Genomic DNA, 16,765 nt, shown 5'->3' with positions numbered 1-16,765 from the left:
TGTGCCCCTACAACATATGTGGTTCAATTAAATGAAAAAGCCCTGCTTTAACCCAATACGGTTGGGTTAAGTTTTGTCATACTCTATTTGTCCATAGTCAAGTTTGATAATTCGGTCTGCTAAATGAAAATAGTGATCGTCGTGACTAATCACCAGCACTGTTTTGCCCCGCGATCGCAGTTCTGGTAGAAGTTGAGTGTAGAATATTTCTTTGAATACTGGATCTTGATCGGCTGCCCATTCATCAAATAGATAAATTGGTCGATCTTCCAAGTAGGCAGTGAGTAAAGCTAACCGTTTACGTTGTCCTTGAGAAAGTGCTGTGGTGGAAAGTTGCCCATTTTCAACTTTAACTTTATGGTCTAGTTGCAGTTGCTTTAAATATTTTTTGGCTTGAGCATCCAAGTGATAATTTTTTAATCCTAAAAGTTCTTCAAATAAATAAAAGTCAGAAAATACCACGGAAAAATGCTGGCGATACCATTCTCGGTTCTGTTCGCTAATTAACTCGTCATCAAACCAAATTTCGCCGTTATTAGGAATGTAAAGTCCAGTAATTAGTTTGGCTAATGTAGATTTACCGCTACCATTACCACCAACAATGAAGACTAATTCTTGAGGATAAAGTGTCAAGTTTATTGGGCCAAAAATAAAGCTATTGTCTTCTTTAACTGTGTCGTAAGCGTGGGTAACACTTTGACATTTCAAGCTGTGCCAGTCAGATTTAATCGCAGGTGGAACAGTCGATATTTCAGTTCGACTAGCTAGAGATAAACCCAATGACTCGATTTTTTGCAAGGCAATGCTGGCTTTGCTTAATAGGGGAAGTTTGCTGATGATGTTATCCATTGGTAACACCAAGTAAGTGAAGGTCAAAATGTAGCCAGAGAGAGTTTCGCTATTGATGGCAAGCAGATTAGGTAGCACAAACAGTACAAAACCGAGGGCAAAAAAGAATACGAGTTGACCCCAACTTGTAGTTATGGCAAAAAGGGTTAGACCGTTAACGTTGTGATGACGGAATTGGGTAGCAGTTGATTGCAGTTTTTCTTCTAAAAAGTCTTCACGCCGCCTGTAATTTAGCTTGAGTTCCTTGACTCCTTCGGTAATGGTGCGAAAATGTTTAAATAGATGATCTTCATCTTCACGAGCTAGAGCCAGCAATTTCCCTCCTCTGTTGAGTAGCCACTGACAACTAGCGATCGCTACTACTGAAATACCACAAACCATCAACAATACTAACCAAGAGAGCCAGGTTATATACGCTACGCAACCTAAAACGATCGCTAAATTAATAAAGATGAAAGGCATCTGATAAACAGCATTAGCAACCGCCTGAATATCTTCTGTGAGAGTTGCCAATAATCGAGGATTCCCTAAGCGTTCCAGATGACTCAAGTTTGAAGCGAGAATTTGGCGACTCAAACCCATCTGTAATTTCAAAACTGCATTCTGAGAAAGGCGAATCAGCATCACTTGGGAAATGATACTGGTAATCAGTGCAACTATTGCTAGCCCCGCAAAACCCCAAATTATCGATGTGAGCCGGGAAGCGGCACTGTTACTAGCAGCATGACTAATTAAGGCAATCAAGCCAGCACTACTACCGCCACTCAAGAATCCAGTCGCGATCGCGATCGCTACCATCCCCCACGAAGAACGCACTAACCATCGTAAAATCAACACTTTCAGCCTTTATTCTCTCTCAAATGCTTATGATACGATGCTCAAAAAGTTTTATGCAATTTCTCTATTCTACTATCAGACTGAGCCTTCACGTTAAGTTGACACTAATGTACAGCTAGCTGTAGCGATTTTTAATCCGGTGAGGTACATGCAAACAGACCTAACCCCCTTCCCCCTTCCCGAAGCGGGAAGGGGGAAAAATTCAAAGCCTCTCTCCTTTTAGGAGAGAGGTCAAAATTGTATCTCACGCTTGTCGAGAACCGCTATATATCAATTGATAAGAATTAATTAGAGTAATTATCTCAAATTTGTTTAGTTAATTAATTCCATTTTGACAAATATAACGGTAAGCTGTTTCTAACAAAATTAAACAAAGATAAATTTGCATTATCTGCGACGCTAAATAGCCCGTCGTAGACATCCCTGGGTTAACTGGGATCAACGCCAGTTGATTCAAAACCCTGAACTTTTGATGTAAATCTAGAGGTAAGTTGATGGCTCAGTTTCTAGTTGAGACTGTTTGGCTAGTTCCTTGCTATGCCTTAATAGGTGGCTTATTAGCGGTGCCTTGGTCGCCGGGGATCATTCGGAAAACGGGGCCAAGACCGGCAGGTTATGTAAATTTGGTGATGACATTTTTGGCATTTGTACATAGTGCGATCGCCTTACAAGCAACTTGGAATCAGCCACCCCAAAATGTATTTATTCCTTGGTTATCTACGGCTGGTTTAGACTTAACCATTGCTTTAGAAATTTCTTCAGTGAGTGTCGGCGCTTTGGTTGTGATTAGTGGCTTGAATTTGCTGGCGCAGATTTATGCGATCGGCTACATGGAAATGGATTGGGGTTGGGGACGCTTCTATTCGTTATTAGGATTATTTGAAGCGGGACTATGTGCCCTTGTTCTGTGTAATAACTTGTTCTTCAGCTATGTAATTTTGGAAGTCCTGACGCTGGGAACCTACCTATTAGTGGGCTTATGGTTTAGCCAGCCGTTGGTAGTCTCAGGTGCGAGAGACGCTTTTTTAACCAAGCGGGTGGGAGACTTATTCTTGCTGATGGGCGTGTTGGCATTATGGCCTCTCGCCGGAACTTGGAATTATACAGAACTAGCGCAGTGGGCGACTACTGCAAATGTTAACCCGACAACAATGGCACTCGTAGGTTTAGCCTTAATTGCCGGCCCAATGGGCAAATGCGCCCAGTTCCCCCTACATTTGTGGTTGGATGAAGCAATGGAAGGCCCTGTTCCCAGTACGATTTTGCGGAACTCGGTAGTAGTCGCTAGTGGTGCATGGGTGCTGATTAAATTGCAACCTGTGTTAACCCTCTCGCCCATAGTTTCCTCGGCAATGGTGGCTATTGGGGTCGTGACAGCCTTGGGTGCTTCTTTAATTGCGATCGCTCAAATTGATCTGAAACGCTGTCAATCCTATTCTGTCAGTGCATACATGGGTTTAGTATTTATCGCCGTGGGAACGCAACAAAACGAAGCGGCGCTGTTGTTAGTACTCACCCATGCTATATCCGCAGCCCTGTTAGTAATGAGTACTGGCGGAATTATCTGGAATAGCATTACCCAAGATGTTACCCAATTAGGTGGATTGTGGACACGTCGCCCAATTTCAGCAATAGCCTTTATCGTCGGGACTTTGGGATTAATTGGTTTTCCACCACTGGGTAGCTTTTGGGCGCTGGTGAAACTAGCAGATGGGTTGTGGGAAACGCAACCTTGGTTAGTGGGAGTAGTAATAGCGGTAAATGCTTTAACAGCCGTGAGTTTAACCAGAGAATTCGCTTTAATTTTTGGCGGAAAAGCTACACAAATGAGTCAGCGATCGCCTGAAGCACACTGGCCGATGATTCTGCCAATGATGATTTTACTTGGTGTCAGTCTACATCTTCCTTTAGTGTTGCAAAGCTTATCACTTTTACCCGATTGGGCAAGTCTCAATAAAGATGTCGCACTACTTTTAATTTGGTCGAGTATTTTCGGTTGCAGTATCACTGGCGTGATTTATTTAAGCAATATTCCCAAACCGATTCGCCTCCCTTGGCAAGGTTTGCAGGACTTGTTTGCATACGACTTTTACACCCCTAAACTCTATAAAATGACCATTATTTTTGGAGTTGCCAAAATTTCCCAACTTGCCGATATGATTGACCGTTTTGTAGTCGATGGCATCGTTAATTTCGTTGGTTTATTTTCGCTATTAGGTGGCGAAGGTCTTAAATACAGCACCTCTGGACAAACCCAATTTTATGCCTTCACTGTTCTTTTAGGAGTGAGTTTTTTAGGAATGTGGGTAACTTGGCCATTTTGGGGAGTGCAGTTTTTAAATATGGTTTTTCAAATCTCGACAATTGGGTAGCAGTAACTATCCTACTAAAAGTTAACAGTTTCATATTTTCAGGATAATTCCATGAGCATACAACATCCCCAGATAAATCTTTCCAGAAGAAGTTTATTCAAGTTTGGTGCAGGTGCGATCGGTACAGGTGTATTGACAGCAGGAATAAGTTCAAACTTACTTGCGCCACAAAAAGCCTTGGCAGAAGATGATATTACCCCCGATAAGGCATTGCAAGAATTATTAGATGGGAATCAAAGATTTGTCAAAACGAAACGTAAAAATCCTCATCAAACTCATTCACGTTTAGTCGAAGTTGCCAAAGGTCAAAATCCCTTTGCTTCTATTCTCAGTTGTGCAGATTCACGAGTGCCTTCAGAGATTATTTTTGACCAAGGACTTGGAGATTTATTTGTCTGTCGTGTAGCTGGTAATATTGCCACACGAGAAGAAATTGGTAGCCTGGAATTTGGCAGCTTAATATTAGGTTCCAAAGTGATCATGGTAGTGGGACATGAAAGATGTGGTGCGGTAAGTGCTGCAATTAAAGGTGGTGAAGTACCAGGACAAATTGGGAGTTTAATTGAGGCAATTAAACCGAGTGTAGAAAGCTCAAAAGACCAGTCAGGAGATAAGGTAGAAAACGCTTGTAAGGCAAATATTTTGGCGCAAATTAAAAAGTTAAAATCATCGCCAGTTTTATCTAAGTTAATTGATGAAGAAAAGCTGAAGATAGCAGGTGCTTATTACGATTTAGATACTGGCAAAATCAGTATGGTTGATTAGCTTTTAAATTTCGTTCCCAGTCTCCGACTGTGAATGCACCTCATTGCGGCTCTGCCACCAATTAGAGAGCAATACGCTTGGGTTAATGATAATTGTAGGTTGGGTTGAACGTAGTGAAACCCAACAAAGTGTAGAAAATGTTGGGTTTCGTTCCTCAACCCAACCTACACAAATTAAGGTTTTTGGCGATAACTGAACCATATTGAATTATAGAGGCGGAGCCTCTGAATTTGCATTCCCAGTCTGAGACTGGGAACGAGGAAAATTACCCATTTTGTAAAATCCCAAATTACCATGTTAAGTGTTTTGATTTGGCTCCCAATTTTCGCTGCTATTTTCATCGCGGTACTACCTCTAAATATCCCGAAAAATCGCATTCGTTTAACAGCATTAGTTTTTTCTGGGATAGTTCTATTTTGGAACCTTTTCATCCTGCTAAAATTTGATATCAGTAACCCAGGAATGCAATTTAAAGAGTATTTACCCTGGAATGAAACCCTTGGCTTGAGCTATCAATTAGGTGTTGATGGGCTTTCTATATTGATGTTGGTCTTAAATAGCCTGCTCACCTGGATTGCTATTTACAGCAGCAGTAAAGAAACTGAACGTCCTCGGCTGTTCTACTCGATGATTTTATTAGTTAGTGGAGGAGTCGCAGGTGCTTTCCTTGCGGAGAATTTTCTGCTATTCTTCCTGTTCTACGAACTAGAATTAATCCCCTTCTACTTACTAATTTCCATTTGGGGAGGGGAAAAACGGGGTTATGCTGGGATTAAATTCCTGATTTATACTGCTGTTTCAGGAGCCTTAATTCTAGCAACATTCTTGGGTATGGTGTGGCTGAGTGGTTCTACCAATTTTGCTTTTGATGCATTCTCGGCAGAAAACTTGTCAATAGCCAAACAAATCCTTTTACTAGCAGGAATAGTATTAGGTTTTGGGATTAAAATTCCCTTAATTCCCTTCCATACTTGGCTACCTGATGCTTATGTTGAGGCTTCAGCACCAATTGCTATTCTTCTTGGTGGCGTGTTAGCAAAGTTGGGAACCTATGGATTGCTGCGATTTGGGTTGGGTATGTTTCCCCATGCTTGGAGTATTATTGCACCGAATCTGGCGATTTGGGGAGCAGTCAGCGCTATTTATGGGGCAGTAATTGCGATCGCTCAGAAAGATATCAAGCGCATGGTAGCATACAGTTCCATCGGTCACATGGGCTATGTAGTGCTAGCTGCTGCCGCCAGTACTCCTTTAGCACTTGTGGGTGCAGTCGCCCAAATGTTTAGCCACGGTATCATCCTGGCCATTCTCTTCCATTTGGTGGGAGTCGTGGAAGCTAAAGTTGGCACCCGCGAGTTAGATAAACTCAATGGTTTGATGAGTCCCATACGCGGTTTACCCTTAATTAGCGCCTTACTGGTTTTAAGTGGTATGGCTAGTGCAGGTATTCCCGGTTTAACAGGATTCATTGCCGAATTTATCGTCTTTCAAGGTAGTTTCTCTATCTTTCCCATCCCGACAATTTTGTGTGTAGTAACTAGTGGATTAACCGCAGTTTATTTTGTCATTCTCCTCAACCGCACCTGTTTTGGCAGACTCGATAACTTCGCCTACTATCCCAAAGTTTTATGGTCTGAGAAAATACCAGCTTTAATTTTGGCAGCTTTTATCATCTTTTTAGGAGTACAACCCACTTGGTTAGTGCGTTGGAGTGAATCTACAACTACAACAATGGTGGCTGCAATTCCTCCCTTGGAAAAAACCGTAATCTCTGAAGTAGCGCTGAAATAGTAAATAGAGCAAAACACTTGTAGAGACGGCGATTTATCGCGTCTCAAAATCTCAAAATCTATCCCCCAGACGCGATAAATCCCGTCTCTACCCATTTATAATTACCATGACATCAATTAAAACAGCAATTAAATTACCTCCTTCTAATCACGAATTTGCGGAAGTAATTCATCGCTTAGAAGCTGGCGGTGCAATGTTACCCGATACCCCAGAAAATTTGATGCAAATCATCGGTTTATACAAAGCTTATGCTGTACCGATGGATTTTTACTGGCGTGACCTACTTTATATTGCCGAACGCGAATTTTTAAACCCGTTGCCTTTCTTTAAATACTTCTTACCTAAAGAGTATTTAGAACTGCATAATCATTACGCTGGTGATGATGCAGATTTACGAATTTGGCGCGGCGAAGCTACTGCACATCCAGAACTTTTGGCATTTATTGAGAAGGGTGAAACTTTCAAAATGCCGAAGTTGTTGCATCACTTCTTCCACGATCGCATTAACATGGAATTTGCTGAAGCTTGTATGCGGGCAATGTTGTGGCACAGAGGGATGGGTGGGCAATTTGACCCTTACCTAGATTCAGAAGAATACACAGCCAACGCCCACAAGGCAATTAAAGCTTACTTCCAAGGGAACCCCGTAATGCTGGGACTTTACAAGCTGTTCCCCGATATGTTTTTGGAACAGTGCCGCCAGATGTCATACTACGCTAACCTGGGCTTATTCTGGGAAGTCATGGCCCCAGTATTCTTTGAAATGTCCGACCGCTATGACGAAGGTACTATTAGCAGCGTCCCAGAGGCCATGAGCTTCTTAGTTAATGGTATATTTGCGATCGCAGGTCGTCCCATTTACCATCACGTTTATATTCGTGGCGAATGCTATGAAATTGTGCCTAAATCTAAGGGTTTTATGTGGCTATATGAAGCCGCTTTACCCTATGTAGAAGCAGTTTTCTACCGCACTGCACCCTTCCGAGGCACAAAATCTTATAATGCTCAAGCGCGTCAAGTACCAGAAGACCAAAAAGATTTTCACTATGGCATTCTTTACGCTGATGTATTTCCAGTGGGTACTGCTGGCATTCCCCCCACATTATTAATGCAAGATATGCTGCATTTTTTGCCACCATATCTTGTTGATTACTACAGCCAACATTGCCGAGGTGAAGAAGATATGTTGATTCAGTTGGGAGTTAGTTTTCAACGGTCAATGTACTGTGTTACTTCTGCGGTAATTCAAGCCTTGCGAACTGCACTTTTATATCCATTGGATGACCCAAATCCTCAGCATTTACAAGCTAATCGAGATTTTTTTGAGATGCAGCTAAATCGCTTTACTCGTTCTGAATATAACATTCGTGATGCGGCTCGTTTGGGGAGTATTCAAAAGCAAGATTATAGATAATAAATCCTCCCAGCCCGCTTTTGACAACTAGGGTGGTTTCATCCAAAAAACAAAAAACATCCCAAATTCTCTTGTGGGGTGGCATCCTGCCCGTCCCATATTCACGACGGGCAGGATGCCACCCCACAAGATGGATATATTTATTCTCTTGTCAGTCCCTTACACCTCTCCCCTACGGGCGTAGGGGAGAGGTGTACACACAAGTCATCGAAATTACCCAAAACAAAAACCTCACCCTCTCTTGACAGACATCCCTCTCCTTAGTAAGGAGAGGGACAGATTATGCGTAGCATAACCAGGGTGAGGTTTTTTTGGGCTTCATTTAAATGAATCATTTAGGACTGCGATCGGCTATGCTACTTTTGAGGTTTTATGCTAAAGAAGTGTTAGGTAGAACCTCCTAACTATATATGAGGAAATATACTTGTGAAAAAAACTTTGTTTCTCAGCCCTCCTTCCTTCGATGGGTTTGATGGTGGAGCAGGTTCCCGATACCAAGCCAAGCGCGAGATTACTTCCTTCTGGTATCCTACATGGCTAGCCCAACCCGCAGCCCTTGTACCTGGTAGTAAGCTTGTGGATGCACCACCACATGGTCAAACAGTAGAAGATGTCATCAAAATTGCTCAAGATTACGAGCTGATTATCATGCACACCAGCACGCCTTCGCTGCCTAATGATGTGAAGTGTGCCGAGACAATCAAAGCTCAAAATCCTGATATCCAGATTGGCTTGATTGGAGCGCACGTCGCCGTATTACCAGAGCAGACGCTGGTAGAAAACCCAATTATTGACTTTGTGTGTCGCCACGAATTTGATTATACCTGCAAGGAATTAGCAGAAGGCAAATCTTGGGAGGAAATCAAAGGTCTAAGCTACCGCGATCGCCAGGGTAATATACGTCATAATGAAGACCGCGCCTTGATTCACGATTGGGATTCTCTACCCAGTGTATTACCGATTTATCACCGTGATTTAGATATTACAAAATATTTTATCGGCTACTTGCTGCATCCATACATTTCCTTTTACACTGGGCGGGGCTGTCCGGCAAAATGTACCTTCTGCCTTTGGCCGCAAACAATTGGTGGACACTTATACCGCACTAAAAGCCCAGAAGCAGTGGGGCGTGAGATGGAAGAAGCGAAAGCGATCTTCGGCGACAAGGTGCGAGAATATATGTTTGATGATGACACCTTTACTATTGACAAACATCGAGCGATCGCGATTAGCGAACATATGCAGCGACTTAAACTAACTTGGAGTTGCAATGCCCGCGCCAATCTGGACTATGACACCCTCAAACAATTACGTGATAATGGGTTACGTCTACTATTAGTAGGATTTGAATCTGGAAATCAGCAAATTCTGGATGGGATTAAGAAAGGAGTCAAGCTAGAAGTAGCGCGGAAGTTTATGGACAATTGTCATAAACTTGGCATTACTGTACACGGCACATTTATCATTGGTTTACCCGACGAAACCCAAAAAACAATTGAGGAAACAGTCCGGTTTGCTTGCGATATTAGTCCTCATACAATTCAGGTTTCCATCGCAGCTCCCTATCCCGGAACAGAACTTTATCGTCAAGCACAGGAAAATAATTGGTTTAGTAACAATTCCTTAGTTGCCAGTTCCGGAATTCAAATGTCCACACTGCAATATCCAAATCTCTCCAGTACTGAGATTGAAGATGCAGTTGAGAAGATGTATCGGAAGTTCTACTTTCGTCCCAGAGCGATTATCCCAATTGTCAGTGAAATGCTCAGTGATCCTCAAATGTTAGTACGTCGCTTGCGTGAAGGGCGGGAATTTTTCTCTTACTTGAAAGATCGTCGTACCCAAGCAACTGCGAAAGCAGAATCAGTAATTGTTGGTTAGTAGTTGGTTGCTCTTTTTAGAGCAATTAACATAACCCAAGCAATGAAAGGGAACAGGGAAAACTAGGTCGCCCACAATTGGACTCGCTTTCAACCTACCCTGTAATACGACGAAGTACGGCTTTATACCTTTAACTTATTGCGTCAAAAAATCCAAACAAAATATATGCAAGCAAAGCGATTCGCCATTATCAATGGTGATGACTTTGGTTTATCTGAAGGAGTTAATCAAGCAATTATCAAAGCACACAAACAAGGAGTGCTAACTAGTACTAGCCTGATGGTGAGCGCTGATGCTGCAAAAGAGGCTGTCACCTTGGCAAATGCCCACCCCAACCTGGCTGTTGGTCTACATCTTGTGTTGATATGTGGGCGCTCTATCCTCCCGCCAGAGCAAATTCCCCATTTAGTTGACAAACAAGGTAACTTTTCCAACAGTCCATTAATCGCTGGATTGCGCTATCAATTTGTCAGCCAAACCCGTCAAGAACTCCGGCAAGAAATTCGCGCCCAGTTGGAAAAATACCGTTCAACTGGTTTGCCTCTGTCTCATGTGGATGGGCATTTGCATTTGCATATGCATCCAGTGGTTTTGCGTATTTTAGTTGACCTGGCACCAGAATTTGATATCAAAGTAATTCGTCTTCCCAGTGAGGAACTGGGGTTAAACCTCAGAATTAATCGCAGTCATCTGCTGACAAAGCTAGTTTGGTCAGCAGTATTTAGCAGACTACGCCGTTATGGTGAGAAGATGCTAAAATCCCAAGGCATTAGCTTTACCCAAAGAGTTTATGGTTTATTACAAACTAGTGGCATTACAGAGGAATACTTACTTGCATTGATACCTAAAATTCAGGCAAACTTGGTGGAAATTTACTCTCATCCAGCGATGGCAATTCATGGCGATCCTTTGAATGAAGCACCAGGGGCAGGTGAAGCAGAACTTGCTGCCTTGTTAAGTGATCAGGTACGCGAAGCGCTCCTTAGTAACGGCTTTGAAATTACCAACCACCATCTACTATCTCAACGTACCACCTAAAGAAGAAGGCAGAATTCATAATTTTGAATTCAAAAGTAATAACTTTGTCATCCCAATATCATTTAATATACATAAAAAAGTCCTAAACTTCTCGGCAGCGAACCTAGAAAATCCTAATATTACTTGTCTGCTAATCAATGGCCATATTTGCATCTACTTTGTTAACAAATATTCACCTGATAGTTATTGATTTTTTCTTAGTTTTGTGTATATCATCGGTCTTGTTTTATTGCTATGCAATTTATGCGGCAATAACTTTTTTTGCTGATCCCCAGCCAATTAATCTAGAGTTTCATCCACCTGTTAGTATTCTCAAACCCATTTGTGGCCTTGACAGCAATGCTTATGAAAACCTAGCCTCATTTTGTCAGCAGGATTATCCAGAATATCAAATCATCTTTGCTGTGCGAAACTCTGAAGACCCTTGCATAGAGGTTGTAGAGAAAATCATCGACAATTTTCCAGATTTGGATATTTTGTTAATAGTAAGCGATCGCGTCATCGGCACAAATCTCAAAGTTAGCAACTTGGCCAATGCCGCAGTCAAAGCTAAATACGAAATTTTACTCCTTGCTGATAGTGACATCCGAGTTGGAACAGACTATTTACAAAGAGTTATCCAGCCGTTACAAGACGAAAGCGTGGGTGTAGTTACCTGTATGTATCGAACCTCAACTCAAGGATGGATATCGACATTAGAAGCTATTAGTACTACGACTGAATTTCATGCTGGGGTTTTAGTTAGCAACATCAAGGAAAATGGCATAAAATATGCCTTTGGTTCCACCATTGTCATCCCGAAAAAAGTACTAGAAGCCATCGGTGGATTTGAAGCAATTGCTGATTATCTGGCAGATGATTTCCAACTTGGCTATCTACCTGTCCAAGCAGGTTACAAAGTTGTGCTTTCCGATTATGTTGTTGAACATGTACAAATAAGCCACAACTTAGTTGATGCCATCAAGCGCCAGATTCGTTGGGCGCGTGGTAAACGAGTTTCTCGTCCTTGGGGTTATCTAGGATTAATTTTTACCTACGGTGTCGTCAGCAGTTTGCTGCTGCTAATTGCCACGGATGGTTCAATATTAGGATGGCTAGGACTATGTATCTGTTGGGTAATAAGATTGGTGATGGCTTGGGTTGTTGGTACCATCAGTCTGAAAGATCCAATTGTCAAAAAGTTTTTGTGGCTCGTTCCTTGGTGCGACTTGTTAAGCTTTGCTATTTGGTGTCTGGGTTTTATTGGCAACACTATAGAGTGGCGGGGGCAGCAACTGAAGCTAACTAAAGATGGAAAGTTACTAATACAAGAAGATAGAAGTTGTCACAAACCCTCCTCTGAAGAGAGAGGGCTTGTAAGAGAAAGACTAACCACCTAAATCCCCTAAATTTATTTATGAGGATTCCTGCTGCCTCCTGCCTCCTTAAGAATTTTAACAGGGCATCAAAGCATTTAATCTCCCCAGTACTGCCATATCTTCTGCATCTAACTCCGCCGGAATCCCACTGCGAATCAATTCCGAAAAGTCTTCATTGGGAACCATAATAGTCAACGTATACAAGCGAGTAGAACCTGTATTTTTAATCAAATGAGTACCAGTGGGAGGCATCAATAAACTATCTCCAGCTTTGATCATGGCACTCTTGCCGTCACAGATAGCGATCGCTTCTCCTTTGAGGATAAAAAATATTTCCACCGCCCCCTGATGGCGATGTGGCGGTGTTTCTCCACCAACATCAAAAATTTCTATGCAGCAAGTTAAGGAAGTATTAGCATTTGTCGAATCGAAGATAATTGCTAATCGATTAGAGTCGTTTGGACTGATGCGATATACTTGGTAATCTTTGAGAGATTTGATCACCGGAATTACACAACTAATAGCGTACATTTATTTATCCCCTCTGAAGTTATCGATGGGTATGAAAATTCCTAAACTCACTAATTACTAAATATTCCTCACTCCTCACTCCTGACTCCTAACTCCCCACTCTTTTGTAGCACTCTTAAAATCGCTTGCGAGTCAATGACAAAACCGAAGCATTGTTTGACATTGTACAATGTCGCCAGCCAACAATATTCAGGAGAAGTTGTGGCGGTACAGTCTTTAACTAACACACAGTCATATCCTAAGAAGTTGGCATCACATAATGTGGTTAGCACACATTGATCAGCATTAACACCAGCAAAAAATAATGTAGTCCTTCCCAGATTCCGCAAGATACTATCTAATGGCGTATCCCAGAACCCACTCATCCGGTATTTGTCCACACGAATATCTTCGGGAATCTGTTCTAGTTCGTCTACTACTGCTGCTGCCCAACTACCTGCCATGAGTACTCTAGCACCATTGCTTGGCAGTGGATCGCCTAATCCCACACCTTCCCCTGTGGGATTATAGACGTGACGCAAACCAGCACTAATATTGAGCAAGTCGGGACGATTTCCCCAATTTACCCAAATAACTGGGACACCAACCTCACGCAGTTCTGGAAGTAAGTTGTTTAAAGGTTCAATAGGCTGACGCGCCGGAGTTACGTCCACGCCGATATGCGCTAACCAGCCATCAGGGTGACAGAAGTCGTTTTGCATATCAATGACGACGATAGCAGTTTTTGCCAAGTCTAGGCGCAGGGTTTTAGTTTCTGTTGATAAAATAACGGGTTGTGGGGTCTTTTGAAGACGAGTGATATCTGCGATCGCATCATTCACTGTCCACGCATTTGGTGCAACCCCCAATGTCCGAAGAGGCAAATTCATAAATTGCAATACCCAACACCATTTTCTATTTTGTAACTTGAAATTTAGTTGAAAATACAATTACTTAATCAAGGTTAAATATGGTAAGTTTCACCATCCAGAATGTTTTGATTGCCGTCAGTGATGATTATGCAACAGTAGATGTACAGATTGTAGATGGGGTGATCGCTGCGATCGCCCCCAATCTACAGGTAATCGGCACTGCGATCGATGGCAAAAATAAGCTACTGCTACCTGGCTTTTTCAACGCCCACACCCACTCATCAGAGATGTGGCAGCGAGGAATCATGTCAATGTTCCCTTTAGAATTATGGTTGGCAGAACTGTATGATTTTGCTCCCCTCGATCCCGAACAGGTTTATCTGGGCGCCTTGGGTACTGCCGTGGAAACCTTACTTTCCGGCGGGACGAGTCTAGTAGATCACCTAGTGTTAATTCCCGGACTTGAGTTAGAAACGATCGCCATTGCAACTCGCGCTTACAGAGAAGTTGGAATTCGCGCCTTTATCGCCCCCTTAATTCAAGATGAATCCCTCAGTGCCGGTATTCCATCCGGGGAATCAGCAAAAACTCATGAAGCTTATTTTCGCTCAACTACGGCAACATTAGAAATCATCGAAGAAGCGGTGAGACAGTTTCATCGCCCAGATGAGGGTGTAAATATTTTGGTCGCACCAACAGGGATACAATTATGTACTGATGCTTTATTTGCGGGATGTACTGAGTTAAGCGATCGCTACAATCTTTGCCGTCACTCCCATTTACTTGAAACTAGGGCACAGGAAAAACTCGCTCAAGAAAAGTACGGTTGTACTGCTGTGGAACATTTGAAAAGAATTGAGTTTTTGAGCGATCGCACTTCACTTGCCCATTGCGTCTGGTTGAATGATGATGATATCGCCATTCTTGCAGAAACTCAATCTACAGTTGTTCATAATCCCTTAAGTAATCTGCGTTTAGGCAGTGGCATCGCCCCAATTTTAAAATATCGCCAAGCTGGAGTAAATGTGACTTTTGGTTGCGATGGTGCTTCTAGTAATGACTCTCAAGATTTGCTAGAAGCTATCAAAATTGGTTCTATATTACATAACGTTACAGACTCAGATTATCAACACTGGATTACACCCCGACAAGCAGTAGAAATGGCATCTTTGGGAGGCGCAAAAGGATTAAATCTTGCAGATAAACTCGGTTCTCTTACAGTAGGTAAACAAGCAGATTTAGTACTTTATGACCTCACCAATTTATCATTATTACCCCGTACAGATCCCATTGGCTTATTAGTCTTAGGTCGTCCCACGAATGTTGTTAATAGTGCTTGGGTAAATGGGAAGCAAATTGTTGCTGATGGCAAAGTTACCACAATTAACGTTAATGATTTGCGACAAGAATTATTTAACCGTAGTCAATGGGAGACAAAGCGTAAGTCTCAAACCGTGACGCAAATCGAAGCACATTATCGCACGGTTATGGGTTTATAAAACACAAATAAATACAGAACTGCGGCAAAAATTCGTCCTTTGGTATTTAATCTTCAGTTAGAAAAAGGGAAAGATATACTTAGTAAGGTTGACGAGTATAGTCTCAAACATTACAGTATAACTTGAGTGATGAGTTGTTAGATATGAAATCCTACACCGACATACAGCCGAGTTCCCTAAAACTTGTATTCGCCCAAAAACAAGTTTTTCTTGCATCAACAAAAACGGCTGCGCTTAAAACGCTAATAATAAAGAGGTTGAGTTTGCCTAACTAGTAGCCTCTGGTCGAAAACATCTACCTCCGCTTATCTTGGTCGTTATGTCGTTGTGTGTATCTTTACATAGTGAGTACATTTCAAGATTAGTTCTGGCAAATCAATGAGTGCGGGCAAAGCCCTAATTACTACTTCAGTGCCACTTTTGCTCCGTGTGATGCTGAATATCTTGCTGCTTTAGTGCGCCAACATCTCCCCACTTCGGTATGTTTGGGATCTTCCAACCTAAAAAAAACGCGAATTTGCGTTAACTTTGAGCTTTAACGCGGCTTGTAGAGTGAATCACTCACTTGAGTACCTGTATAATTAGGAACCCAGCCATCAGCGATTGCAAAATAGCGTAGCGCTTTGAAATTCAACGATGCAGTTGGGCTGCACCAATGCTCAACGCCAAAGGGAATGTAGAGATAGTCTTGTGCCTTAACTAAAAGCTGTACTTGGCTGCCATCAGGTTGCACAAAGCCATAGATCATTTCTCCTGCCAACACGTAGAGGGGTTCAGCGACAGAATGAGTATGGTAACGGACGTAGGTTGCTATCAGGTGGTGAAGATTGAAGGAACCTGGATGCACATTTAGTTTGTAGGGTGTGTTATGCCGTAGGTTAACGCACCTTGAATTCTGATGGTGCGGCGCTTGGCAACAACACACCCTACATTTAAATTTCTTAACATAGCTTGAAATATTAGCGCTGACTTACTTAGGGGCAAAGTGCAATGAGCAGAAAACCTAATGAAAATCAGCCTGATAATTCCGAAACTATGCCAATCGAGATGCAGCTAATGGGAACCGAAGAAGATTTAGAAAAAATGGGCTTGGCTCTCCTCGGTTAAACAGGTTGAGTCTTTGAGGTAATCCGCGATAAACTCACCATACTTTTTCTTGATATTGACGGGAAGAAACTTGAATCCATGAGTTCTTAATCGACAGCTGGGGGAACCACAACCACATTCTGGAACAGCAATAGAAACAAACTCTGTTGTCTCGTAGTCCCATGTAATTTCATTTCCTTCGGTAATATCGACCAATGCGACGAAATCGTATGCGCCAAACTCATTGTTGCGAACCCCTGTGTTTGGGCTACACGAGTGATTGATCAATCGCGCTGGTTCATCCAGTTCTATATGCAGATCGAAGTCTATTTGGAAAGAATGATTAGTTCGCTGGGGTAGAATCATGACACGGCGTCCAACGACCACAGTCTCACCCTTAGAGAAACTCCGGCTGGCAAACACGCTTCTTCCTTTATTTGTCACCTTTACTTTGACATCGATCAAACTTACTAAGTCCATACTCTAGTTCTTT

At 42.3% G+C, this 16,765-nt stretch carries 12 protein-coding genes and 1 pseudogene; 8 read left to right on the top strand and 5 right to left on the bottom strand.

The window, feature by feature from the left end:
- Positions 1-66: 66 nt before the first annotated feature.
- Positions 67-1,647 carry a cyclic peptide export ABC transporter gene (locus V7K31_RS07110; RefSeq protein ID WP_442941229.1) on the bottom strand — a complete coding sequence of 527 codons (1,581 nt, stop codon included), beginning with the start codon at positions 1,645-1,647 and terminating at the stop codon, positions 67-69.
- A gap of 533 nt (positions 1,648-2,180) precedes the next feature.
- Between V7K31_RS07110 and V7K31_RS07105 the strand changes: the two genes are divergently transcribed.
- From V7K31_RS07105 to hpnI, 7 genes are all read left to right on the top strand, one after another.
- Positions 2,181-4,058 (top strand): NAD(P)H-quinone oxidoreductase subunit F, encoded by a 1,878-nt coding sequence (locus V7K31_RS07105; RefSeq protein ID WP_335093411.1) that lies wholly within the window; start codon positions 2,181-2,183, stop codon positions 4,056-4,058.
- Between the two features lie 51 nt (positions 4,059-4,109).
- Positions 4,110-4,823 carry a carbonic anhydrase gene (locus tag V7K31_RS07100; protein ID WP_335093410.1) on the top strand — a complete coding sequence of 238 codons (714 nt, stop codon included), beginning with the start codon at positions 4,110-4,112 and terminating at the stop codon, positions 4,821-4,823.
- A 294-nt stretch (positions 4,824-5,117) separates the two neighbouring features.
- On the top strand, positions 5,118-6,614 hold the full coding sequence (locus V7K31_RS07095; protein WP_335093408.1) for an NADH-quinone oxidoreductase subunit M: 1,497 nt from the start codon (positions 5,118-5,120) through the stop codon (positions 6,612-6,614).
- Positions 6,615-6,720: 106 nt separating this feature from the next.
- On the top strand, positions 6,721-8,028 hold the full coding sequence (locus tag V7K31_RS07090; RefSeq protein ID WP_335093406.1) for a CO2 hydration protein: 1,308 nt from the start codon (positions 6,721-6,723) through the stop codon (positions 8,026-8,028).
- 426 nt (positions 8,029-8,454) lie between these two features.
- Positions 8,455-9,909, top strand: coding sequence for a hopanoid biosynthesis associated radical SAM protein HpnJ (gene hpnJ / locus V7K31_RS07085; RefSeq protein WP_335093404.1), 1,455 nt, complete (start codon positions 8,455-8,457; stop codon positions 9,907-9,909).
- A 165-nt stretch (positions 9,910-10,074) separates the two neighbouring features.
- On the top strand, positions 10,075-10,947 hold the full coding sequence (hpnK, locus tag V7K31_RS07080) for a hopanoid biosynthesis-associated protein HpnK (RefSeq protein ID WP_335093402.1): 873 nt from the start codon (positions 10,075-10,077) through the stop codon (positions 10,945-10,947).
- Between the two features lie 137 nt (positions 10,948-11,084).
- The gene (gene hpnI, locus V7K31_RS07075) at positions 11,085-12,326 is read left to right on the top strand and encodes a bacteriohopanetetrol glucosamine biosynthesis glycosyltransferase HpnI (protein WP_335093400.1); all 1,242 of its coding nucleotides are present in this window, start codon (positions 11,085-11,087) and stop codon (positions 12,324-12,326) included.
- 54 nt (positions 12,327-12,380) lie between these two features.
- On the opposite strand, the gene V7K31_RS07070 is transcribed toward hpnI, so the two are convergent.
- Positions 12,381-12,836, bottom strand: coding sequence for a cupin domain-containing protein (locus tag V7K31_RS07070; RefSeq protein WP_335093399.1), 456 nt, complete (start codon positions 12,834-12,836; stop codon positions 12,381-12,383).
- A 68-nt stretch (positions 12,837-12,904) separates the two neighbouring features.
- Positions 12,905-13,705 (bottom strand): cysteine hydrolase family protein, encoded by an 801-nt coding sequence (locus tag V7K31_RS07065; RefSeq protein ID WP_335093397.1) that lies wholly within the window; start codon positions 13,703-13,705, stop codon positions 12,905-12,907.
- 80 nt (positions 13,706-13,785) lie between these two features.
- On the opposite strand from V7K31_RS07065, the gene V7K31_RS07060 reads away from it, so the two are divergent.
- Positions 13,786-15,186, top strand: a complete 1,401-nt coding sequence (locus V7K31_RS07060; RefSeq protein ID WP_335093396.1) for an amidohydrolase — start codon at positions 13,786-13,788, stop codon at positions 15,184-15,186.
- Positions 15,187-15,721: 535 nt separating this feature from the next.
- On the opposite strand, the pseudogene V7K31_RS07055 reads toward V7K31_RS07060, so the two are convergent.
- A pseudogene (locus tag V7K31_RS07055) lies at positions 15,722-16,039 on the bottom strand (cupin domain-containing protein); the annotation flags it as partial.
- 221 nt (positions 16,040-16,260) lie between these two features.
- Entirely contained in the window at positions 16,261-16,752 is a 492-nt protein-coding gene (locus V7K31_RS07050; RefSeq protein ID WP_335093395.1) for an SET domain-containing protein-lysine N-methyltransferase, read from the bottom strand.
- Positions 16,753-16,765: the final 13 nt, after the last annotated feature.

Origin of the sequence: Nostoc sp., assembly GCF_036917675.1 — a bacterium.
Classification (GTDB): Bacteria; Cyanobacteriota; Cyanobacteriia; order Cyanobacteriales; family Nostocaceae; genus Nostoc.
The sequence above is the reverse complement of the archived record's forward strand: the minus strand, read 5'-3'. Positions and strand labels throughout refer to the sequence as shown.

Bases quoted from the DNA above. Each gene is read 5' to 3' on its own strand.
- hpnK (WP_335093402.1), top strand. From the start codon at position 10,075: ATGCAAGCAAAGCGATTCGCCATTATCAATGGTGATGACTTTGGTTTA.
- V7K31_RS07110 (WP_442941229.1), bottom strand. From the start codon at position 1,647: ATGGTAGCGATCGCGATCGCGACTGGATTCTTGAGTGGCGGTAGTAGT.
- V7K31_RS07050 (WP_335093395.1), bottom strand. From the start codon at position 16,752: ATGGACTTAGTAAGTTTGATCGATGTCAAAGTAAAGGTGACAAATAAA.
- V7K31_RS07060 (WP_335093396.1), top strand. From the start codon at position 13,786: ATGGTAAGTTTCACCATCCAGAATGTTTTGATTGCCGTCAGTGATGAT.
- V7K31_RS07090 (WP_335093406.1), top strand. From the start codon at position 6,721: ATGACATCAATTAAAACAGCAATTAAATTACCTCCTTCTAATCACGAA.
- hpnI (WP_335093400.1), top strand. From the start codon at position 11,085: ATGGCCATATTTGCATCTACTTTGTTAACAAATATTCACCTGATAGTT.
- V7K31_RS07105 (WP_335093411.1), top strand. From the start codon at position 2,181: ATGGCTCAGTTTCTAGTTGAGACTGTTTGGCTAGTTCCTTGCTATGCC.
- V7K31_RS07100 (WP_335093410.1), top strand. From the start codon at position 4,110: ATGAGCATACAACATCCCCAGATAAATCTTTCCAGAAGAAGTTTATTC.
- V7K31_RS07065 (WP_335093397.1), bottom strand. From the start codon at position 13,705: ATGAATTTGCCTCTTCGGACATTGGGGGTTGCACCAAATGCGTGGACA.
- V7K31_RS07095 (WP_335093408.1), top strand. From the start codon at position 5,118: ATGTTAAGTGTTTTGATTTGGCTCCCAATTTTCGCTGCTATTTTCATC.
- V7K31_RS07070 (WP_335093399.1), bottom strand. From the start codon at position 12,836: ATGTACGCTATTAGTTGTGTAATTCCGGTGATCAAATCTCTCAAAGAT.